Genomic DNA, 20,971 nt, shown 5'->3' with positions numbered 1-20,971 from the left:
CGACCTGATCGAAGGAGATACGCGTGACCATCGAACGACGTCGTCGAGTTCTGCTGAAACTCTCGGGTGAAGCTTTTGGCGCTGGTAGCTTGGGAGTCAACCCCGATGTCGTCAGCGCCATCGCGCGTCAGGTGGCCATCGCCTCGCGTACGGTCGAAGTGGCGATCGTTGTTGGTGGCGGCAATTTCTTCCGAGGCGCCGAACTCTCGCAGCGCGGTATGGATCGTGCTCGTGCTGATTACATGGGCATGCTGGGTACCGTCATGAACGCACTGGCCCTGCAAGACTTTCTGCAGCAGGCAGGTGTCGACACTCGTGTGCAGTCTGCGATTCAGATGACGCAGGTCGCCGAATCCTACATTCCGCTGCGTGCCATCCGTCATCTTGAAAAGGGTCGCGTGGTGGTATTCGGTGCCGGCGCAGGCCTGCCATATTTCTCCACCGACACGGTCTCGGCTCAGCGCGCCCTCGAGATCCGTGCCGATCAAGTGCTGTTCGCGAAGAACGGCGTTGACGGCGTCTACACCGCCGATCCCAAGAAAGACCCCACCGCCACCAAGATTGAGCGCATCGCCTACAATGACGCGCTGGTGCGCGGTCTCAAAGTGGTTGATTCCACCGCCTTTAGCCTGTGCATGGACAACGCTCTGCCCATGCGCATCTTCGGCATGGATGACATCGAGAACATCACACGAGCCATTCAGGGAGCCGAAATCGGCACCCTGGTCAGCGCAGAGGGCTGACACCACCGCAGGCGAAGGAGCAGCAATGATCAACGAAATCATCAGCGACACCAAGACGAAGCTGGCGAAAGCAGTCGAGGTGGCACGCGACGACTTTGCACAGGTGCGTACTGGGCGCGCCAACCCGGTTCTGTTCCAGAAGATCGCCGTTGACTACTACGGCACTCCTACGGCGCTCGAGCAGCTTGCCTCGTTGCAGAATCCTGAGGCGCGCACGCTGATCATCACGCCCTACGACAAGTCGGCGCTGCACGAGATCGAGAAGGCCATTCGCAATGAGCCGAATCTTGGCGTGAACCCCACCAACGACGGCAGCATCGTGCGTGTCGTGCTGCCGGAGCTCACAGAAGAGCGCCGCCGCGAATACGTGAAGCTAGTGCGCACCAAAGCAGAAGATGCTCGAGTCGTTGTGCGAAATCTCCGTCGCAAGGCCAAAGACGAGCTCGATGCGCTTAAGGGCGAGATCGGTGATGACGACATCGCGCGTGGCGAAAAAGAGCTCGAAGCGCTGACCAAGACCTATATCGAGCAGATCGACGAGTCGCTGGCTCGTAAGGAGAGCGAGCTGCTCGAGGTCTGACCCCGAGGCGAGACTGACACGTGAAGGCATCTGAACGCAGGAGGCAGCGCGAGGCGCAGGCTCGACACTTCGTCGAGCAGGTCGAGCAGGCCAACCAGCGTCTTGAGCAACGTGCTGGTCGCAATCTGCCAGTGGCGATTCTCGTCGCACTGTTGTTCGGCGGTATCGTGCTGATCGCTGCATTGGTCGACTTGTGGCTGCTCACTGCGGTGGCTGCCATCGGGGCTTTCTTCGCGACAGCCGAGATCGGGCAAGGGCTTCATCACCGCGATCTGCACATCATGTCGTGGTTCGCGGGGGCACTGTCTCTCGGCATTCCCTTTGCGGCATATAAGTGGGAGTCGCCAGGCTTGTGGGCTGGGCTCGGTGTCGCCTTTTTGATCTACTCAGCAGTCACCTTGGCAGTGCGCGCACTGCCAACCGGTCGCACGGGTCATCCCTACCTGTCATGGATTGCTGGCTTGGGGGCGATTTTGTATGTGGCTGGTGGCATCGGGTCGATTGGGGTGATCATTGCACATGAACATGGGGTCACTTGGCTGCTTGGCGGGCTGATCGTCGTGGTCAGCAACGACACCGGTGCATACGCCGCGGGCGTGCTCTTTGGGCGACACGCCATGGCTCCTCGAATCAGTCCAAAGAAGACCTGGGAAGGGCAGGCCGGTGCGTTGGTCAGCGTGGTCATCGCGGGCACCCTCGTCGCGTCGCTGTTGCTTGGCCTGCCGTGGTGGGTTGGGCTGATCATCGGTGTCGTGCTCATGGTCACCGCAACCGCAGGAGATCTTGCTGAGTCGAGCTTCAAACGATGGCTCGGGGTCAAAGACATGAGTAATTGGATTCCCGGGCACGGAGGCTTCATGGATCGGTTGGATGCGGTGATTCCATCGATGCCTGCAGTGCTCGTTCTCATGCTCTTGCTCGGCTCACTGGCGATCTGACCCGGTTCACAGACAATGTTTGGCAGAATGGAACCGTGACGACGACATTCGAGACAGTGCCCAAGCGACAGCGCGGCTACGACAGAGACCAGGTCGATGCCTTCTTCGATCGGGCGCGCGAAGCCTACGATGAGGCCAGTGGGAGTGTAACCGCTGAAGACGTGCGAGCGACGGCGTTCGACATGGTGCGCCAGGGCTACGCCACGGTGCAGGTCGATGCAGCTCTCGATCGTCTCGAAGATGCCTTTGCTGCACGTGAACGCGATCGCGTGATTGACGAACGAGGCGCGGATTTCTGGCGCGATCAGGCAAAAGAACAAGCTCAGGTGATCGTTGACCGGTTACTGCGCGAACGAGGTCGTCGTTTTCAACGGGTGGGCTTGTTCGGCGTGGGTTACTCCAGAAAACAAGTCGATGCCTTAGCAGACCGCATCGTCGCCTTCTTCCGTGAGGGTGTGCCGCTCGAGGTTGATGAGGTGCGTGGAGCGCTTTTCGTGCGACAGGGCAACGGCTACTCCGAAGCGCAGGTCGACGCTGTGCTCGACCGTACCGTTGAGGTCATGCTTGCCATTGCATAATGGTTGCGGTCACCTTCCCTGCAGTATTCGACTCGGTCAGGTAGACTGAGCAGACTTATGGCAGTACGAGCAATCTCAAAGCCCGGCGCGATCGTCGCCATCGCAGCGCTAGCTGCGGTAGCGGTGGCAGGCGCGAAGCCCGCGGAGGCCGAATCGGTCTCCACTCAATCGACCCTCTTTGTCGCCCAGACTTCCGGAGCTCTCGACCGACAATCTCTGAGTCCCATCGGGCCCACGCTGACTTCCGAGAGTGTCGCTCTTGAGGTTCAGACAGTCTCGGCCGAGACACGCACTCCCGAGCCCGAGGTTTCAACCACAGTGGCGGTGAGCTCCTCTTCTTCGACAGGCACACCCTCGTCATCGTCATCGTCTAGTCTCGACCCCAATGACACCGCCGTCTGGGATCGCCTTGCACAGTGTGAAGCCTCAGGCAATTGGGGCATTAATACCGGCAACGGCTACTACGGCGGCCTGCAGTTCAGCCAGTCGACGTGGGCTGCATACGGCGGAACAGGCAGCGCCTCAGACGCTTCACGTGAACAGCAAATCGAGATCGGCAAGCGAGTGCAGGCATCGCAGGGCTGGGGAGCCTGGCCGTCGTGCACCAAGAAGATGGGAAGGTGAGGCAGATGAGATTCACCACCTTGGGCACCCGAGCCGTGCGGCTGTCATCGATCGGCGCCGCAGCAGCATTGCTGTTCGTCTCGGTCGGCGGGGTCGGCACTGCCTACGCCGATGAGATCGCCAACGTTCAGCAGCAGGCCATCGCTGCAACGGGTGAGCCGCTTGACGCACAGACGCTGGCAGTCGTTGTGGGTACAGCCGCAGTCGGTGGTGAATCGGTCAGTGCCGAGACGCCCGTTGTCGCACAGACTACGAGCACAACCGCAACATCTGGCATCTCTGCCGCAACGGCAGCCGTGGTCGCCGACCCAAGCGGTGCGCAAGCCGTCGCTTGGCAGCAGGTGCAGGCACGAGGGTGGGGCACCGATCAATTCGCCTGTCTCGTGCAGCTGTGGCAGAAAGAGAGCGGCTGGCGAGTGAACGCAGCCAACTCGAGCTCGGGCGCGTATGGCATTCCGCAGTCATTGCCGGGCAGCAAGATGGCCTCGGCTGGCGCTGACTGGCAGACCAATGCAGCCACCCAGATTACCTGGGGGCTTGGCTACATCTCTGGCCGCTATGGCACACCGTGTGGCGCGTGGTCGCATTCACAGAGTGTCGGCTGGTATTGATCGCTGCTGTGCCTGAGGAGATCCGTGCCAATACCGAGTTGCCTCGGCGAGTCGAAGATATTGAGCTGCACACCCAAGACGGGCTCACTCTAGTAGGGGAGCTTGCGCTGCCCGAACGCGCTGAACCGGTGGCCACGCTCATCACTTTTCACCCGTTGCCGACTGCCGGCGGGTTCATGGATTCGCACATTTTTCGAAAAGCAGCTCTCCGGTTGCCGGCTCTCGCCGATCTCGCGGTACTGCGCTTCAACACGCGCGGCACAACCAGCGATCGCGGCACCAGTGAAGGGCACTTCGCCGAAGGCATCGGCGAACGGTTCGATGTCGATGCCGCCATGCGCTTTGCCGCCGAGCGCCAGTTGCCGCACCTTTGGCAGGTCGGCTGGTCGTTCGGCACCGAGCTGGTGCTCAAATATGGCCTCGAGCATCCCGCAGACGGAGCCGTGCTGCTCTCACCCCCGCTGCACCGTACCTCAGAGGCCGAGCTTGCGCGCTGGCACGGCAGTGGTCGCCCGCTGGTGGCGATGATTCCTGAACTCGACGATTTTCTGCGGCCTGACGAGGCTCGGCGGCGATTTGCCGTTGTGCCCGAGGCCACGGTGATCGACGTGCCTGGTGGTCGTCACCTGTGGGTCGGGGAGCGTCAGACGCGAACCGTGCTCACCGAGCTGGTGCGCTGCACGAACCCAGCGGCGCTGCCACTGCCCACACAGTGGTGACGCTGGCTCATCGTTGGTTCTGACGCGGCACCCACAACTCCTGCACCAAGAAGATCACTGAGGCCGCCACCGGGATCGACAGCAGCGCGCCGAACACGCCGAGCAGAGTGCCGCCGAGCAGCACGGCGATGACGACGAAAATGCCCGGTATCGGAACTGCCCGGTTGACGATGCGCGGAATCAGCACATACGCCTCGAGCTGAATGTAGACGATGTAGTAGATGAGGATGAACAGCGCGGGCCAGAGGTTGATGTGATCTGGGTCTGCGATGATCTGCGTGAGCACGGTCGCAGTTGAAACGGTGATCGCAGCCAGCGACGAGCCGATCAGTGGCAACAGCGAGCACAGGAATGCCAGCAGCGCGAGCACCTCACGAAAGCGGATGTCGAGAAAGGACATCGCAATGTAGGCACAGGTGGCGTTGGTCAGCGAAATGATCGCCTGGCTGATGACATAGCCGCCGACGTTATCGAAAACTCGGTCGATGATCTGCGCCGAACGGCGACGCTTCGAGGCCGGCAACAGTGAGATCAGCCCGTGCTTCAGGCCGCGCAGTGAAGCCATGAAGTAGAGCGTGAGCACAATGATGATGCCGGCGCCGCCAAAGAAGCTGAAGATGCTGGCGCTCACTGAGAGCAGGCCGCCAGCGACCTGCATCAGATTCTGCGGGTCTTTCGCAAACTCCTGCGCACGATCGAGCATCTGGTTGAACGACCCGTCGAACTGCTGGTTCAGCGTCTGAAACCACTCTTGCGAGGCGATTTGGTTGACGATCACCGGCATGCTGTTCATGGCTTCTTCGGTTTCTGCTGCGATCGCTGGAGTGATCGCGAAGACAACGCCGACGATGGTACCGACGAAAGCCAAGAACACGGTAAGGATCGCCAGCCCGCGCGGGAGGCGCATCCGTTGCAGCAGCCGCACGAGCGGCTCGAGACCCAGCGCGAAGAACAGACCAGCGGTGATGTACGTGATCACCAAGAAGCTGTTGGCCACCATTTCGCCGACGAGCAGAGCGGTGAGCACTCCCAGTGTGGCGAGAAACCCGACGGAGAACATGTGCTCGCCGCTCACATGGATGTGCAGCGGAAGTCGGGCGCGTAAGCCTTGAGCAGGCTGCGTGGTCGCCTCGCTGTCTGGGGCCAGTGTCTCAGGAAGCTGAGCAGTGGGCTCTGGCTGCAGGGCGTCAGTCGACGTCTCAGGTGTCGAATCGGACATTGCCGGCCTTTCTCACGTGTGCAACCACTGTACCCGGGCGGGCAGACATGTTGCGTCGGCCGCCAATGGCCACGGTTTCCAATCAAGACGCACATGTTCTAGGGTCTTATGGAGAACATGGAGGGCCTGACATTGCGATTCTATTCGGCAGTGGTGCTTTTCGTCGTGTCTGCGCTCGCCCTGATCGTAGGGTTCGGGCAGCAGGTTTTCTGGCGAGCACCATCGACGATCACCCAGACCGTCTCGATTGAGAACGGTGGTTCGGCCACGGCGCCGATCACCGTCATCGACGGTGGCACGCTGAAGGCGCACGACGGCAAGGCCACCATCACGGTTGACGGCCCGGCCGAGGTTTTTGCGGCGGTCGCTCCCACTGACGACGTGAACGCCTGGGTTGCCGACGCGCAGTCCAACCATGTCACCGGAACAGATGCCGATCTCAGCGTGTCATCTGAGGGCAGCGAGGCGACCACACCCAATCCAGTCGGCTCTGATCTGTGGATTCAGGAACAGTCAGGTCTGAATCAGTTGCAGCTGCAGACCGAGCCCTCAGCGAACTCCTCGGTGATCATTGCCTCCAACGGCACTGACGCAGCCCCGTCTGCGATCACGGTGAGCTGGCCCAACGAGAATCCCCGCCCGTGGGCGTTCCCGCTGGTTGTGGCCGGGTATCTGCTGCTGATCGCTGGCTTCGTGCTGCTGCTGATCGAAGTGATCAGCAACCGCCGTGGGCCAAGACGTCGCAGCCATCGAGGCGCCCGCCTCGATCGATCTGACGTGTCGGAGCTGAAGACCCGCCGTCGCCATGGCGGCTCCATTCGGTCGGTATTGGCGGTGGGTGCGGCCGTTGCCGTCACCGTTGCGCTCACGGGCTGCTCCAGCACCTCGCCGATCGTCTCGGCGACGAACACCGCGCAGGCGCCCGCTGAGACCGATGTCGAGGCTCCGCCGGTGTCGAAAGCGCACTTTCAGACGATACTCAGTGAGATCGTGAGCGTCTCTGATACCGCCGATGCAGCACTGAGCGCTGACACACTCTCGCAGCGATTCGCTGGCGAGGCGTATGCCAGCCGCGTCGGATACTACGACCTGAAGTCGAAGTACGCCGACAAGACGGCCATCGATCCGATCGTTGCCGATCAGGTGCCGCTGTTTCTGCCACAGACCGGCAGCGACTTTCCACGCACCGTGATCGTCGGCGTCAAGGGCGCCGCAGATGATGCCCAACCCACCCTGATGGTGCTGCAGCAGGCGACCGCACGTGAGAATTACAAAGTGCTGTCGGTGCTCTCGCACGTTTCGTCCCTGCCTGACATGCCCAGTGATGTGCTCGGCTCCAACGTGCTCGGTGATGACACCACGCAGCTGAGCGTCGCACCCAAGCTGTTGGGCGAGCAGTTCGGCGACGTGTTGGCAAACGGCCCAGATTCTGCGTACGCCGCGAAGTTCAACCTCGACGATTCGTTCCAGTTCATTGCACAGCGTCGTCAGGCAGTGGCTGACCAGAACGCCACCGAGGGCTTTGCCGACAACGCCACGCTGACGGTCAACTATGGGCAGGGACAGAGTGATCCGGTGGCGATGACCACAGCGGATGGCGATGGCCTCGTTGTCATCTCACTCGACGAGACTTGGACGATCAAGCCCAAAGAATCGAACGGCGTCATCAAAGACCTCCCGGCAGAAGATGCGGCTGTGCTGGGCAAATCTGAGACGAGCAAGGGCCTTGAGCGCACTTACTCGACGAGCCTGGCGTTCACCGTGCCAAAGTCTGGCGATCAGCAGATTCAGCTGGTCGGCTTCTCCTGGGTGCTTTCATCGATCAAGGAGTTGGAATGACGGATCAGCATGTGCCCTCCGAGCACGGCGCTGTGCGACTTGACGAGTTTTCTTCGGGCGGCGCTGCTGCCTCGACGAGCTCGCTGCTGCGGATCAGCGTCGACGAACAGACCTTTCCGGCCGCGGTTGAACGGTCGCGCCGAACCCCGGTCATCTTCGCGCTGACTGCGGGTGAGCCGACCTCGTTCGCCCATGTCGAGGCGCTGACTCGACTGGTCGACGGCTATCGCGGTCGACTGCTGCTGGCTCTGGTCGATGCCAGCGCGCATCCGCAGATCGCTCAGGCCTTTCGCGTGCAGGTGCTGCCGACCACCATCGCGGTGATCGCCGGTCAGCCGGTGCCGCTGTTCGAAGGCGATGTCTCTGAGGCGCAGATCGCGCCGGTGCTCGATCAGGTGCTGCAGGTCGCGGCGCAGCAGGGCGTCAACGAGGTCATCCCGGTTGACGACGCGAACGCAGCCGATGACGCCGAGCCTGCGCTCACCCCGCAGCAGCAAGAGGCAGAAGACGCCCTGACCGCAGGCGATGCCGAGCGTGCCGAGCAGCTGTACCAGGCCATCCTCAATGACAGCCCACGCGACGAGATCGCCGGGCAGGGGCTGCTGCAGGCACAGCTGCTGCGCCGGCTCGGCGAGGGCTCGCACGGCGATACCCCGCTTGAGCAGGCACTCGACAGCGCCGATCGCCACTGGGCAGCAGGCGAAGTGCAACAGGCGTTCGACACGCTGCTCGCCCCTGCACTGTGGAGCGACGATGACGCTCGTGCCGCGCTGCAGAAGCGTTTGATCGACTTGTTCGATCTGGCCGGGCCCACCGAGCCGATCGTGATCGACGCCCGGCGTCGCCTCGCCAATCTGCTGTTCTGAGCCAGCGCTCATGACCGCTGGCTATTTTGACAATGCGGCCACGGCGCCGATGCTGCCCGCCGCGCTCGACGCCTATGTGCAGGCTGCGCAGATCGTGGGCAATCCTTCGTCGGTGCACGCGGCAGGGCAGCGCGTGCGTGCCGTTGTCGAGACCGCTCGGCGTCAAGTTGCCGCATCGCTCGGCGCCGACCCTGCCGAGGTCATTTTCACCTCGGGCGGCACAGAGTCGATCAACCAGGCCATCAAAGGCATCTACTGGGCCAGAGCAGCCGGTGGGCAGCGCCCGATCGTGATCGTCGCCGATGGTGAACACCATGCGTCGCTCGAGGCAGCTCGCTGGCTGGCCGAGGCACAGGGCGCCGAATTGCGCTTGGCGCCGATCGATCATCAGGCCCGACTCGACCTCGACTGGCTGGCGGGCGAAATCGTTCGTGAGGGTGCACGCATCGCGCTGATCAGTGTGCTCTGGGCCAATAACGAGGTGGGCACTGTGCAGCCGATTGAGCGTGTCTGCGCTCTCGCGGCGGCGGCATCGATCCCCGTGCACGTCGACGCCGTGTCGGCCTATGGCCAGGTGCTGATCGACATGCATGCCGCCGGCGTCACTGCACTGAGCGTCTCGGCGCACAAAATCGGCGGGCCCGGCGGCACCGGCGCTCTGCTGCTGACGCGCACACAGCAGGCGGTGCCACTGCTGCATGGCGGGGGCCAAGAGCGCAAGGTGCGCAGCGGCACACTCGACGCACCGTCGATCGCCGCATTCGGCGTTGCCGCTGAGCACGCGATGGCCGGGCTGCCCGAGCGAGCCGCCCACCTGCGCGAGCTGCGCGACCGGCTGGTGTCGGGCATCCATGCGACAGTGCCCGAGGCCGTGGTCACGGGGCACGCCACCGAGCATCTGCCAGCCAATGCCCACGCGGTGTTTCCAGGCTGCGAGGGCGATTCGCTGTTGTTTCTGCTCGATCAGTTCGGCGTCAGCGCCTCGACAGGTTCTGCCTGCACGGCAGGTGTGCCGCAGCCGAGCCACGTGCTCGAGGCGATGGGCTTCAGCGCAGAGGATGCGCGCTCGGCGTTGCGGTTCAGCCTCGGCGAAACCACCACCGAGGCAGACGTCGATCGGGTGCTCGAGGTGCTGCCCGAGGTCTACGCGCGAGCACATGCCGCGGGCATGAGCGCCCGCGTGCCGAGGCATTTCTGAGCAGTGCCCGAGATCGTGTGCTCGGGGTCTGTGCGGCTCGGGATGTGCGGACTACACTGGGGGCGATGAACAGGCGGCATTCATGAGAGTACTTGCAGCGATGAGCGGCGGCGTTGACTCGTCGGTGGCGGCTGCGCGCATGGTCGAGGCCGGGCACGAGGTGGTCGGCGTGCATTTGGCGCTGTCGCGCATGCCCGGTACCCTGCGCACTGGTTCGCGCGGATGCTGCACCATCGAAGATTCCTCCGACGCGCAGCGGGTCTGTGCCCACCTCGGCATCCCGTTCTACGTGTGGGATTTTTCAGAGCGCTTCAAAGAAGACGTGGTCGACGACTTCATCGCGGAGTATGCCGCCGGGCGCACCCCGAACCCCTGCCTGCGCTGCAATGAGCGCATCAAGTTCGCAGCGCTGCTCGAGAAGGCCCTGGCGCTGGGGTTCGACGCGGTGTGCACCGGGCACTATGCCAAGGTGGTCACCGTCGACGGGCGCAAGCAGCTGCATCGCGCGGCGGCGTGGGCCAAAGACCAGTCGTACGTGCTCGGGGTGCTCACCGGAGAGCAGCTCGATCATGCGCTGTTTCCGCTGGGTGACACCCCCTCGAAAGACTTAGTGCGAGCCGAGGCGGCGCGGCGCGGGCTCGAAACGGCGAGCAAGCCAGACAGCTATGACATCTGCTTCATCTCAGACGGAGACACCCCCGGGTGGCTGTCAGAGAAGGTCGATCTCACACCGGGCGAGATCGTCGACCGTGAGGGCAACGTGCTGGGGCACCATCAGGGCGCCCAGACCTATACGGTGGGGCAGCGGCGTGGTCTGTCGATCGGCCGCCCAGCTCCTGACGGTCGCCCGCGCTATGTGCTCGAGGTGCGCCCCGTCACCCACGAAGTGGTGGTCGGCCCCAAAGAGGCGCTGGCCGTGCGTGAGATCGTTGGCGCGAGACAGTCGTGGTGCGGGGCACCTCCGGCTGAGGTTGCCGAGGGGCTCGATGTCGAGGTGCAGGTGCGCGCGCACGGAGATCCCGTGCCCGCGCATGTGCGGGCCGTCGAGGGCGAGACGGTGATCACTCTGGTCGATCCGTTGCTTGGTGTGGCCCCGGGACAGTCTGCGGTGCTCTACCTCGGCGATCGCGTGCTCGGTCAGGTCACCATTGACCGCACCGTCGCGGCCGAGCCAGCACTGGCACAATAGACGTCATGACCGATTCCTCAGACGTCGACCTCGCAGCGGCCGTGCCCCTCGATCATGCCCAGGCTGCCGAGCAGGTCAGGCAGCTGACCGATCGCATTCTCGAGCTGCGTGACGCCTACTACGAGCGCAACACCTCACTGGTCAGCGACGAAGAGTACGACGATCTTCAGCACCGCCTCGCCGCGCTGGAGCGACAGTACCCCGATCTGCAGAGCCAAGACTCGCCGACGCTCACCGTAGGCGGAGCCGCAGACCGGTCGAGTTTCGCTCCGGTCACGCACGCCGAGCGCATGCTGAGCCTCGACGACGTCTTCAGCATCGAAGAGCTCGATGGGTGGGCGCTGCGCACGCAGCGCGCTCTGGGCGACACCCATTTTCACTACCTGACCGAGCTGAAGATCGACGGTCTGGCCATCAACCTGCGCTACGAACACGGCCGGCTGGTCAGCGCGGCGACCCGCGGCGATGGGGTGGTCGGCGAAGATGTCACAGAGAACGTGCGCACGATTTCGGCCGTGCCGTTCGAGCTGGCCGGCACCGGGCATCCTGACGTGGTAGAAGTTCGCGGTGAGGTGTTCTTCAACGTCGCCGATTTTCATGCGCTGAACACGCGTCTGGCGGATGCCGGGCGCAAGACGTTCGCGAACCCCCGCAATGCGGCGAGCGGCTCGTTGCGGCAGAAAGACCCGCGGGTCACCGCCGAACGGCCGCTGACGATGCTGGTGCACGGGCTCGGAGCGTGGCCAGATGCACCGGTGCGCCGGCAGTCGGAGATCTATCAGCTGTTCGCCGAGTGGGGTCTGCCGGTCTCCAAGCACAATCGTGTGCTCGATTCGCTCGAACAAGTGCACGCATTCATCGATCGCAACGGCGCCGAGCGTGCGCAAATCGAGCATGAGATCGACGGCGTGGTGGTCAAGGTCGACGAGCTCGCACTGCATTCGCAACTCGGCGCCACGTCGCGCGCGCCGCGGTGGGCAGTGGCCTATAAATACCCGCCAGAGCAGGTCAACACGAAACTGCTCGACATTCGCGTCGGGGTCGGGCGCACCGGCCGGGTCACGCCGTATGCCGTGGTCGAAGCGGTGCACGTGGCCGGTTCGACCGTGCGGCAGGCAACCCTGCACAATCAAGAGATCGTCAAGGCCAAAGGGGTGCTGATCGGCGACACGGTGGTGCTGCGCAAAGCGGGCGATGTCATTCCCGAGATCCTCGGGCCGGTGACTGAGCTGCGCGACGGCACCGAGCGGGCGTTCGTGATGCCCGAGCACTGCCCAGAGTGCGGGGCGAGGCTGGCACCCTCGAAGCCCGGCGAGATCGACGTGCGCTGCCCGAACACGCGCTCGTGCCCGGCACAGGTCGCCGGCCGCATCGAGCATCTGGCTTCGCGGGCAGGGCTCGACATCGAAGGGCTGGGCGAGGTCGCGGCGGTGGCTTTGACGCATCCGCTGGCACCAGCACACCCTCCGCTGACCACCGAGGCCGGCCTGTTCGATCTGCAGTTGGCAGACCTGTTTCCGGTGCGTGTGCAGGTGACCGACCCTGAGACTGGTCTGCCGAAGCTCACCGACGAGGGCGAGCCCGACATCCGTACGCCCTTCCGACGGCTGCGCCGCCGAGACGACCCAGAGCACGTGCCCGACGGGCCGTTCGACGGCGATGAGTTCGCGGTGCCCTCTGAACTGGCCCACAAGATGCTGGCCAACATCGAGGCCGCGAAGACTCGCCCGCTGTGGCGCTTGTTAGTCGCATTGAACATCCGCCATGTCGGCCCGGTGGCCGCGCGTTCGCTGGCGCAGGCCTTCCGCTCGCTCGAGGCGATCCGCTCGGCAGATGTCGCCCAGCTGGCCGAGGTCGATGGGGTGGGCCCAGTAATCGCCGAGGCGCTGATCGAGTGGTTCACCGTCGACTGGCACCAAGAAATCATCGACCGCTGGACCTCGGCTGGCGTGGTGTGGGGCGACGCCGAGGCAGCTGCAGACGACGTACCGAAGCCGCTGGCAGGCCTCAGCGTGGTGGTCACAGGCACAGTGCCGGGCCACACACGCGAATCTGCGCAGGAGGCAGTCATCGCACTTGGCGCGAAAGCGGCATCGAGCGTGTCGAAGAAGACGTTTGCCGTGGTCTACGGTGACGGTGCGGGTTCGAAGCTCGCCAAAGCCGAGCAGCTGGGTGTGCCACTGGTGGCCGCCGAGCGCTTCGCAGAGTTTCTCGCCGACCCACAGGGGGTTGTTGCTCAGGTGGCCGCGCAGTCGGCTGACCCGGCAGCAGACGGCCAACAGCAGTGAGGGAGCAGCAAGTGAGCACACGACCTGGCCTTGAGGCCTTCAGCGACGGGTTCCGAGCGTTTTTGGCGCAGTCGCCCACTTCGTATCATGCTGCGGCAGCGGTGGCTCAACGATTGCGCGCTGCCGGGTTCGCGCAGCTCGACGAACGGGACGAGTGGCCCAAAGCGCCCGGCCGTTACGTGTTGGTGCGCGATGGCGCAGTGGTCGCTTGGGTGGTGCCAGCCGCCGCTGGCCCCACCTCGCCGCTCCACGTGTTGGGCGCGCACACCGACTCGCCGGGATTCAAACTCAAGCCGCAGCCGACGCATACCCGAGCTGGCTGGACAGTTGGCGGAGTCGAGGTTTATGGTGGTCCGATTCTGAACACGTGGCTCGACCGTGATTTGGGTGTCGCCGGACGCGTATTCGACCGAAGTGGCCAGGCGCACTTGGTGCGCACGGGTGCACTGGCGCGCATTGCGAATCTCGCTGTGCACCTCGATCGATCGATCAACGACGGGGTCGCTCTCGACCGGCAGCAGCACACTGAGCCGATCCTCGGTGCCTCGTTCGATGACCCCGACCTCGACCTGATCGACTACCTTGCCGTGCGCGCTGGGCTCGAACCAGGCGAGGTGACCGGCCACGACCTGATGTTCTTCGACACACAGCCCTCGCAGCTGCTTGGCTCAAAAGAGCAGCTGTTGGCCGCGGGGCGGCTCGACAACCTCACCTCGGTCTACGCCGGAATGGCGGCCCTGGCCGCGGTGGCTGGCGGTGCGCGTGGCCAGCGTCTGCTTGTCGCACCCGCTGCCGATGCTGCCGCACCAAAAGCCGCACCAGTGATCGTCTTCGCCGCATTCGATCACGAAGAAGTCGGGTCGCAGACGCGAACCGGTGCCGGTGGGCCGTTGCTCGAAGAGGTGCTCGAGCGGCTGCAGACGGCGCTTGGCGCCACCGACGAGCAGCGGCTGCGGGCGCAGGCCGACTCTTGGCTGATCTCTGCCGACGCTGGTCACTTGGTGCATCCGAACTACGCACAGCGCCACGATCCAGAGCATCAGCCGCAGCCTGGTCGGGGGCCGCTGCTGAAGGTCAACGCGCAGCAGCGCTACGCGACGGATGGCGCGGGTGCGGCCCTCTGGTCGGGCCTGGCCCAGCGTGCCGGGGTTGACGTGCAGACCTTCGTGTCGAATAACTCGGTGCCGTGCGGCTCGACTATCGGGCCGATTGCCTCGACGAGGTTGGGGTTGCGCACCCTCGACGTCGGTGTGGGGCTGCTGTCGATGCACTCAGCGCGAGAGCTCGTGCACCTGGGCGATCTGCAGGCATTCTCGCGCATCATCGCGGCGTTCTTTGTCGAAGGGCAGGAGTGATCATGGGGCACGATGTGCACACCTGGGGCGCGGGGGATGTTGCGCGCACGTATCGCTGGCCGAAGGCCGACGATCATAAATACTCACGTGGCGTGTTGGGGCTGCTGACCGGCTCGGCGACGTTTCCGGGGGCAGCAGTGCTCAGCTCGCTGGGGGCGCTGCACACCGGATTGGGTATGCTGCGCTATCTGGGTGATCGAGCGGTGTGTGACGTCGTGCTCGCCCGTGCCCCCGAGACCGTGGTCACGGCCGGGCGCACTGACGCTTGGGCGATCGGCTCGGGCATCGACGTGGCACAGGCCAGTGCACAGACGCTGCAGCAGGCGCGCACCATGCTCAACGATGACGTTCGGCCCGCGGTCGTTGACGCCGGAGCGTTGGCTCTGGTCGAGCCCGCCACGGTGACGGCCAATGCGCACCATTGGGTGCTCACCCCGCATGCTGGTGAGTTTGCCCGCACTGCTGCTCGCTTCGACGTCGATGCGTCTGCCGATCGACTGCAGACCGACCGTGTCGGCGCTGTGCGTGATCTCGCGGCGGCGACTCACTCGGTGGTGTTGCTCAAGGGGGCACAGACGCTGATCAGCGACGGAACGCGCACAGTCGCCGTGCACTCGGGCACGCCGTGGCATGCGACTGCCGGCACCGGCGATGTGCTCACCGGGGCGATCGGTGCCGTGCTGGCCGGGCTGGCAGCAGACCATACACCAACCGCTGATCTGCTGATCGATGCCGCTGCCACAGGTGCATGGTTGCACGGGCAAGCGGGGCGACACACGCCGCATCCGTTCACCCCGGTGCAGCTGGCGCAGGCGATTCCGTTTGCCCTGACCGAAGCGGCGAGCCGAGCTGACCTCAGGGCTTAGCCGCCCAGCTGGGCAGCGCTCCGCGTTCACACTGCTGGGCGATCAACGTCAGCAGGTGATGATCGGGATCGAGTTCACGTGCTTGGCCAATATGCGCCCAAGCGACGCTGGTGAGGCCCAGCGCCCAATAGAGCCAGGCGAGTGCCGCCTGTGGCCCGCAGCGCAGCTCGGGAGGCAGAGCAGCGCAGATCGGCCGTAGCCGGTCGATCAGCTTATGGAGGTGCTCTCGTTGCGGCACGACCACCACCTCGCCCCTGATGATGGGCGCGCACACCCGAACGGGAGACTCTCGCTCGAGCGGAGTAGAGGTGGCGCTCACGGGCGGCAGCGGCAGCTGCAACCCAACTGCACATTCGATCACCAAGCGAGACAGCTGCGAGCCGAAAGCCGCGTGGATCAGTACCAGTTCTCGCACGATGCCGACCTGCATCGCCGCAGCAAGCAGCACATCGTCGCTGAGGCGACGCTGGCGCTTGGCATCGTCTGCCACATCACCGGCATTGGAATGAGCCAATGCTGCTGCCGATTCGACAGACTCAGCGACAGACGTGGGGTCGTTGGGCGTGCCGAGCACGTCACTGATGGTGCGAGCCGATTGATATGGCTGCAGCGCTTGGTCGAGGTCTGACTCGAGCCGGGTCACGAGATCGGGGTCAGGTGCGGGCAGCGTGGCGACCTCGTCGAGATCGGTCAGCGGCTCGTTGAGGGTCATCTGCGCCTCGAAGCGCAGCGGATCGTGATCGATGTCACTCAGCGGACGCCCACCGGGTGGCACGTCGTCATCAAGGTAACTGGCCCAGCCGTCGGCAGCCACGCAGCACATATCGGTGACGATCAGCCCGATGCCGCGCAGTCGGCTCTGCAACGACGGCCACAGCCCCCGCCAGGGAATGCTTGACTGTGGCTGATCGGCGAAGCGGTGATCGGTGTAGATGACCGGTGCCACGGCTTCGACGTTGTCGAGGCGGCGTAGCAGAGTGGTGAGCCCATCGATCAGATTGGCGCACTCTCGAGGCGTGTGCGTTTTGGGCAGGTCGACGCGAAACGTGCCGCGACTGCGCTGCCGACGAGTGTGCGGGTCGGTGGCGAACATCACGACAACGATGCTGTTCTTGGGCAGAAAACCGCAGAGCGCGGGCACTAAAGCCAGAAATTGCTGAGAAGATGACGGGCGAAGGACGGTGTGTGCAGAGGTGTTCATGCCCCGAGTCTGATGGCGAGAGCACCCAGCCACCACCGAAAACGGGTGCCTGTGGACAGATCAGCCTGCAATCTGCGCCTGTGGAAAACTTGCCCATGCCGCATCCTGCGGCGAATGTCGACGCAGGGTCACCGATCAGGCGAGTGGGGCATCCTGCCCGCGGATGACCGAGCGCACTTCGTCGTGCAGCACGCCGTTGCTGGCGATGGCTGTACCGGTCCAGATGGTGGGTTCACCTGCGAAGTCGGTGAATCGGCCCCCGGCCTCAGTGACGATGGGCACGAGCGCGGCCATGTCATACGGTTTGAGATCAGGTTCGGCCACAGCGTCGACCGACCCGTCGGCCACCAACATGTACGGCAGAAAGTCGCCGAGCATGCGCGAGCGATGTGCCAGGCGCATCAGGCGCAGGGCAGCGTCGCCGTCGCCGGTGAGATCCCATTGATCGCGCAGACTGCCCACGCTGACGAAGCCGTCGGCGAGGCGTTCGGTGGCCGACACGTGAAGCGCCCGGGGCGCCGATCCGTTGAACGCGCCGAACGCCCCGAGGCCAGTGGCAGCCCACCATCGGCGGGCCAGCAGCGGTGCGCTGACCACGCCGACCACCGGCACACCGTCAACGACGAGAGCGATCAGTGTGGCGTAAATCGGTACGCCGCGAAAGTAGTTGCCGGTGCCGTCGATGGGGTCGACGATCCAGGCGCGGCCGGGTTCGCGCTGACCGCCGTACTCCTCGCCGTAGACCGTGTCATCAGGGCGTGCCGCCGCGATCAGCTCGCGCAGTTGACGTTCACAGGCCAAGTCGGCGTCGGTGACCTCAGAGTCGTCGGCCTTGCGATTGACGTCGAGATCGTCGACCCGAAATCGCGCGGTGGTCACCGCGTCAGCGGCGTCGGCCAGCGAACGGGCGAAAGCGAGGTCTTCAGACAGAGAGAACGACATGCCTCCAGCGTAGTCGCCGGGCGGGTGCGGCTGGCTCAGTACTGCGCGCGTTGGGCGGCATTGCGCAGCATACGCACGAGCGATGCCACGCGGGCATGCAGCTCGGGGGCGACGCGCTGGGCCAAAGCGTCGGCGTCGAGCTCGGCCAGGGGAGTGCGTTCGACCAGCGGCACCAGCTCGACCAGATCAGGAAAAGCCGTGAAAATGTGATCGGCCTGCACGTGCCCCAGCCCGAACGAGCGCACACCGGGGGTGTCGATCAGCCAGCCGGTGCGGTCGTTCGCTGCGGCGTGCACGGCGATGGCCAGCGCCGAAGACGAGGTGTGTCGGCCCCGCCCGGTGACCGCGTTGACGTGCCCGGTGGCGCGCCCGGCTTCGGGGGCCACAGCGTTCAGCAGCGTCGACTTGCCCACGCCAGAGTGTCCCACCAGCACCGCGACATGGTCGAGGGTGACCTCGCGCACAGCTTCGGCGGCAGGATGCGCCAAGCTGCTGTCGATTACTCGCACCTCGAGCGCCGAGAGATGATCGCGCACCAGCTGCGACGATGCCAAGTCGGTTTTGGTGACCACAACGACAGGTTCGATGCCGGCGTCGAGCGCAGCCACGATGCAGCGGTCGATGAATCCCAGGCTGGGTTCTGGCTCGGCTGCTGCGACCACGATCAGCAGGCGATCGGCATTGGCCACCACGATGCGCTCGAAGGTGTCGGTGTCGTCGGCCGAACGGCGCAGCACGGTGGTGCGGGGCAGCACGCTCACGATGCGGGCCAGACTGCCCTCGGCCCCGCTGAGATCACCCACTGCCGACACCCGGTCGCCGGTGACGATCTGGGTGCGGCGCAGCTCACGAGCTCGCGCGGCGGTGACGGCTGCTCCAGAGCCCAACACGTGCAGCTGGTACCGGCCGCGATCGACTGCGGTGACCAGTGCCTCCTGCGCATCATCGTGAGCCGGGCGGCGCTTGCTGCGTGGGCGGTTGGCCTTGGGGTTCGGCCGGGTGCGCACCGCTGACTCGTCCCAGTCTTCCCAGTCGGATGCCCGGGTGCGCAGGCTCGCTGCGTCGCGTTCGTCGTCGGCTGGGCTGATCACTCGGGCAGGCTCCAGCTCATGGTGCTGTTGGCCGGGCGCAGCAGGCGCGCCCACATGCCGGGGAAATCGGGCAGGGTCTTGCCGGTCGAATCGATGTCGTCGATCTCGACACCGGGTATGCGCAGACCGATGATCGCGCCGGCGGTAGCCATGCGGTGGTCGGCGAATGCCCGCCAGCTGCCGCCGTGCAGTTCGGCCGGGTGGATGACCAGGCCGTCGGCGGTTTGGCTCACGTTGCCGCCGAGGCCGTTGATGTCGCTCTCGAGCGCCGCGAGACGGTCGGTCTCGTGCCCGCGCAGATGCGCGATGCCGCGCAGAGTGGTGGGGGAGTCGGTTAGGGCGGCCACTGCGGCGAGGGTCGGGGCGAGCTCGCCGGCGGCGGAGAGATCGAGGTCGGCGCCGTGCAGCGCACCCGTGCCATGCAGGGTCAGGTCGCCGCCGTCGAAGCTGCTCTCGGCGCCGAACGCGGCCAGCAGCTCGGGCAGCAGTGCGCCGACCTGTGTGGTGTGCTCCGGCCAGCCGTCGATGGTGACTTCGCCGCCGGTGACCAGCGCCGCAGCCAGAAATGGCGCTGCGTTCGACAGGTCGGGTTCGAGCCGGATGTCGCGGCCGGCGATGGGGCCCGGCCAAATGGTCCATTGGGTGTCACCGGTGCGCTCGACGCGCACCCCACGCTCATGCAGGGTGGCCACGGTCATCTCGATGTGCGGCAGACTCGGCAGGGTATCGCCGACGTGTTCGATGACGGTGACATCGTCGAAGCGTGGTGCCGCCAGCAGCAGGGCCGAGATGAACTGACTTGAGCCCGAGGCATCGATGCGCACATGGCCACCGGCAACGCGGCCGGCCCCGTGTACCGTAAACGGCAGGGCACCGCGACCGTCATCGGCGATGTCAACACCGAGCTGGCGCAGCGCCTCGATCACCGGGCGCATTGGGCGCAGCCGGGCGTGCGGGTCGCCGTCGAAACTGACTGGCCCGGTCGCGAGTGCTGCGACCGGCGGCACGAAGCGCATCACGGTGCCGGCGAGGCCGCAGTCGATCGAGACGCTGCCGTGCACGTCGTCAATCGGATCGATCTGCAGATCTTCGGCGTGCTCGCCGACCGGGGTGACCGTGGCACCCAACTGGCGCAGGGCATCCGTCATCAGCGCACTGTCGCGCGAATGCAGCGGTGCGCGCAGCAGCGAGGGAGAATCGGCCAGCGCAGAGAGCAGCAGCTCGCGGTTGGTCAGAGACTTGGAGCCCGGCACCACGACTCGGCCGCGCACGGGTGCCTCGACGGTGGGGGCGACCCAGGCTGGGCGGTCGTCGCCCTGCGCATTCGAACCGTCGTGGTCTGAGGAATAGCGTCGGATCAGCATCGGTTGTTAAGTGTATCGGCTGCAAGGGAGGCGAACATGAGTTCTGGCTGCACACTGTGCCCGCCCCGCCCGGGCGACACTGGGTCGGTAGACTTGACTGCGATGACAGACGTCGACCCCGAGCGCACGCCCTCCGCGGAGCAGGCTCCCCACGAGCCCGCGGCGGTTGAGCGCGCCGCAGACGCGAAACGCGACCTGTTCGAGCAGCAGGCGCTGCCGCTGATCGATCAGCTTTACGGTGTGGCCATGCGCATGACGCGCAACCCCGCAGACGCACAAGATTTGGTGCAAGAGACCTATGCCAAGGCTTTTCAGGCCTTCGACTCATTTACGCAGGGCACAAATCTCAAAGCCTGGATGTACCGCATCCTGACCAACACCTACATCAACACCTATCGCAAGAAGCAGCGCACCAAGGGCACCGAGAGCATCGACGCGCTCGAAGAGTGGCAGATTGGCGCGGCCGAATCCACCACGGCGACCACGGCTCGCTCGGCTGAGATCGAGGCTCTCGATCGCATGCCCGATTCGCAGGTCAAGCAGGCGCTGCAAGATCTGCCCGAAGACTTTCGGCTCGCGGTGCTGTTGGCTGATGTCGAGGGGTTCTCGTACCAAGAGATCGCCGACATCATGAAGACCCCGATCGGCACCGTGATGTCTCGGCTGCATCGAGGCCGCAAACTCTTGCGCAAGGCGTTGGCAGAGTATGCCGGCAAACCTCAGCCCGAACCGGCGGCCAAGCTCAGAAAGCGGGGCTGAC

20 protein-coding genes are annotated in these 20,971 nt (G+C 64.8%); 15 read left to right on the top strand and 5 right to left on the bottom strand.

Translation table 11 applies throughout. The features are described 5' to 3' along the window. Positions 1 to 23: 23 nt before the first annotated feature. The 7 genes from pyrH to G557_RS0104060 are packed head-to-tail and all read left to right on the top strand — an operon-like array spanning position 24 to position 4,793. Positions 24 to 743: a UMP kinase gene (pyrH, locus tag G557_RS0104090; protein ID WP_028245047.1), complete on the top strand. Its 720-nt coding sequence runs from the start codon at positions 24 to 26 to the stop codon at positions 741 to 743. Between the two features lie 25 nt (positions 744 to 768). After that, the gene (gene frr, locus G557_RS0104085) at positions 769 to 1,323 is read left to right on the top strand and encodes a ribosome recycling factor (RefSeq protein WP_028245046.1); all 555 of its coding nucleotides are present in this window, start codon (positions 769 to 771) and stop codon (positions 1,321 to 1,323) included. A gap of 20 nt (positions 1,324 to 1,343) precedes the next feature. Continuing rightward, on the top strand, positions 1,344 to 2,261 hold the full coding sequence (locus G557_RS11630) for a phosphatidate cytidylyltransferase (RefSeq protein WP_036961106.1): 918 nt from the start codon (positions 1,344 to 1,346) through the stop codon (positions 2,259 to 2,261). Positions 2,262 to 2,296: 35 nt separating this feature from the next. Next, positions 2,297 to 2,839 (top strand): DivIVA domain-containing protein, encoded by a 543-nt coding sequence (locus G557_RS0104075; protein WP_028245045.1) that lies wholly within the window; start codon positions 2,297 to 2,299, stop codon positions 2,837 to 2,839. A 57-nt stretch (positions 2,840 to 2,896) separates the two neighbouring features. Further along, positions 2,897 to 3,463, top strand: a complete 567-nt coding sequence (locus tag G557_RS14355; protein WP_051224496.1) for a transglycosylase family protein — start codon at positions 2,897 to 2,899, stop codon at positions 3,461 to 3,463. 5 nt (positions 3,464 to 3,468) lie between these two features. Further along, on the top strand, positions 3,469 to 4,074 hold the full coding sequence (locus tag G557_RS14280; RefSeq protein WP_084626986.1) for an aggregation-promoting factor C-terminal-like domain-containing protein: 606 nt from the start codon (positions 3,469 to 3,471) through the stop codon (positions 4,072 to 4,074). Beyond that, positions 4,041 to 4,793, top strand: a complete 753-nt coding sequence (locus tag G557_RS0104060; RefSeq protein ID WP_425414030.1) for an alpha/beta hydrolase — start codon at positions 4,041 to 4,043, stop codon at positions 4,791 to 4,793. Before G557_RS14280 ends, G557_RS0104060 begins: the two co-directional genes overlap by 34 nt. Before the next feature lie 7 nt (positions 4,794 to 4,800). Here G557_RS0104060 and G557_RS11615 read toward each other — a convergent pair whose 3' ends face one another. Continuing rightward, positions 4,801 to 6,012, bottom strand: a complete 1,212-nt coding sequence (locus tag G557_RS11615; protein WP_051224493.1) for an AI-2E family transporter — start codon at positions 6,010 to 6,012, stop codon at positions 4,801 to 4,803. A gap of 117 nt (positions 6,013 to 6,129) precedes the next feature. On the opposite strand from G557_RS11615, the gene G557_RS0104050 reads away from it, so the two are divergent. The 7 genes from G557_RS0104050 (at position 6,130) to G557_RS0104020 (ending at position 15,613) form a co-directional block, all read left to right on the top strand. Beyond that, the gene (locus G557_RS0104050; protein ID WP_028245043.1) at positions 6,130 to 7,851 is read left to right on the top strand and encodes a DUF8094 domain-containing protein; all 1,722 of its coding nucleotides are present in this window, start codon (positions 6,130 to 6,132) and stop codon (positions 7,849 to 7,851) included. Further along, on the top strand, positions 7,848 to 8,717 hold the full coding sequence (locus G557_RS11610) for a tetratricopeptide repeat protein (protein WP_051224490.1): 870 nt from the start codon (positions 7,848 to 7,850) through the stop codon (positions 8,715 to 8,717). Before G557_RS0104050 ends, G557_RS11610 begins: the two co-directional genes overlap by 4 nt. A 10-nt stretch (positions 8,718 to 8,727) precedes the next feature. Continuing rightward, complete coding sequence (locus G557_RS0104040; protein WP_028245042.1) at positions 8,728 to 9,915, top strand: cysteine desulfurase family protein; 1,188 nt, start codon at positions 8,728 to 8,730, stop codon at positions 9,913 to 9,915. A gap of 82 nt (positions 9,916 to 9,997) precedes the next feature. Continuing rightward, a complete protein-coding gene (mnmA, locus tag G557_RS0104035; protein WP_028245041.1) occupies positions 9,998 to 11,104 on the top strand; it encodes a tRNA 2-thiouridine(34) synthase MnmA in 1,107 nt (368 codons plus the stop codon). A gap of 5 nt (positions 11,105 to 11,109) precedes the next feature. Further along, positions 11,110 to 13,392: an NAD-dependent DNA ligase LigA gene (ligA, locus tag G557_RS11605; protein WP_051224488.1), complete on the top strand. Its 2,283-nt coding sequence runs from the start codon at positions 11,110 to 11,112 to the stop codon at positions 13,390 to 13,392. A gap of 11 nt (positions 13,393 to 13,403) precedes the next feature. Continuing rightward, positions 13,404 to 14,747 (top strand): M18 family aminopeptidase, encoded by a 1,344-nt coding sequence (locus G557_RS0104025; RefSeq protein WP_028245040.1) that lies wholly within the window; start codon positions 13,404 to 13,406, stop codon positions 14,745 to 14,747. A gap of 2 nt (positions 14,748 to 14,749) precedes the next feature. Further along, positions 14,750 to 15,613 carry an NAD(P)H-hydrate dehydratase gene (locus G557_RS0104020; RefSeq protein WP_028245039.1) on the top strand — a complete coding sequence of 288 codons (864 nt, stop codon included), beginning with the start codon at positions 14,750 to 14,752 and terminating at the stop codon, positions 15,611 to 15,613. Here G557_RS0104020 and G557_RS11600 read toward each other — a convergent pair. The 4 genes from G557_RS11600 to aroA form a co-directional block, all read right to left on the bottom strand. After that, entirely contained in the window at positions 15,603 to 16,814 is a 1,212-nt protein-coding gene (locus G557_RS11600) for a DUF4192 family protein (protein ID WP_036961097.1), read from the bottom strand. The two genes, G557_RS0104020 and G557_RS11600, sit on opposite strands and share 11 nt — an antisense overlap. A gap of 135 nt (positions 16,815 to 16,949) precedes the next feature. Then, positions 16,950 to 17,756 (bottom strand): inositol monophosphatase family protein, encoded by an 807-nt coding sequence (locus G557_RS0104010; protein ID WP_028245038.1) that lies wholly within the window; start codon positions 17,754 to 17,756, stop codon positions 16,950 to 16,952. 35 nt (positions 17,757 to 17,791) lie between these two features. Continuing rightward, on the bottom strand, positions 17,792 to 18,847 hold the full coding sequence (gene rsgA, locus G557_RS0104005) for a ribosome small subunit-dependent GTPase A (RefSeq protein WP_245542764.1): 1,056 nt from the start codon (positions 18,845 to 18,847) through the stop codon (positions 17,792 to 17,794). Further along, entirely contained in the window at positions 18,844 to 20,211 is a 1,368-nt protein-coding gene (gene aroA / locus G557_RS11595; protein ID WP_051224485.1) for a 3-phosphoshikimate 1-carboxyvinyltransferase, read from the bottom strand. The genes rsgA and aroA overlap by 4 nt, the downstream gene beginning before the upstream one ends. Positions 20,212 to 20,313: 102 nt before the next feature. Here aroA and G557_RS11590 point away from each other — a divergent pair, with 102 nt between their 5' ends. Continuing rightward, positions 20,314 to 20,970, top strand: coding sequence for a sigma-70 family RNA polymerase sigma factor (locus tag G557_RS11590; RefSeq protein WP_051224482.1), 657 nt, complete (start codon positions 20,314 to 20,316; stop codon positions 20,968 to 20,970). Position 20,971 lies beyond the last annotated feature (1 nt).

It is taken from the genome of Pseudoclavibacter soli DSM 23366, assembly GCF_000423505.1.
Classification (GTDB): domain Bacteria; phylum Actinomycetota; class Actinomycetes; order Actinomycetales; family Microbacteriaceae; genus Pseudoclavibacter_A; species Pseudoclavibacter_A soli.
Note: the sequence above shows the minus strand (reverse complement) of the source record. Positions and strands in the feature narration are given on the sequence as shown.

Bases quoted from the DNA above. Each gene is read 5' to 3' on its own strand.
- frr (WP_028245046.1), top strand. From the start codon at position 769: ATGATCAACGAAATCATCAGCGACACCAAGACGAAGCTGGCGAAAGCA.
- G557_RS14355 (WP_051224496.1), top strand. From the start codon at position 2,897: ATGGCAGTACGAGCAATCTCAAAGCCCGGCGCGATCGTCGCCATCGCA.
- G557_RS14280 (WP_084626986.1), top strand. From the start codon at position 3,469: ATGAGATTCACCACCTTGGGCACCCGAGCCGTGCGGCTGTCATCGATC.
- G557_RS11615 (WP_051224493.1), bottom strand. From the start codon at position 6,012: ATGTCCGATTCGACACCTGAGACGTCGACTGACGCCCTGCAGCCAGAG.
- G557_RS0104050 (WP_028245043.1), top strand. From the start codon at position 6,130: ATGGAGGGCCTGACATTGCGATTCTATTCGGCAGTGGTGCTTTTCGTC.
- G557_RS11610 (WP_051224490.1), top strand. From the start codon at position 7,848: ATGACGGATCAGCATGTGCCCTCCGAGCACGGCGCTGTGCGACTTGAC.
- G557_RS0104040 (WP_028245042.1), top strand. From the start codon at position 8,728: ATGACCGCTGGCTATTTTGACAATGCGGCCACGGCGCCGATGCTGCCC.
- mnmA (WP_028245041.1), top strand. From the start codon at position 9,998: ATGAGAGTACTTGCAGCGATGAGCGGCGGCGTTGACTCGTCGGTGGCG.
- ligA (WP_051224488.1), top strand. From the start codon at position 11,110: ATGACCGATTCCTCAGACGTCGACCTCGCAGCGGCCGTGCCCCTCGAT.
- G557_RS0104020 (WP_028245039.1), top strand. From the start codon at position 14,750: ATGGGGCACGATGTGCACACCTGGGGCGCGGGGGATGTTGCGCGCACG.
- G557_RS11600 (WP_036961097.1), bottom strand. From the start codon at position 16,814: ATGAACACCTCTGCACACACCGTCCTTCGCCCGTCATCTTCTCAGCAA.
- G557_RS0104010 (WP_028245038.1), bottom strand. From the start codon at position 17,756: ATGTCGTTCTCTCTGTCTGAAGACCTCGCTTTCGCCCGTTCGCTGGCC.
- aroA (WP_051224485.1), bottom strand. From the start codon at position 20,211: ATGCTGATCCGACGCTATTCCTCAGACCACGACGGTTCGAATGCGCAG.
- G557_RS11590 (WP_051224482.1), top strand. From the start codon at position 20,314: ATGACAGACGTCGACCCCGAGCGCACGCCCTCCGCGGAGCAGGCTCCC.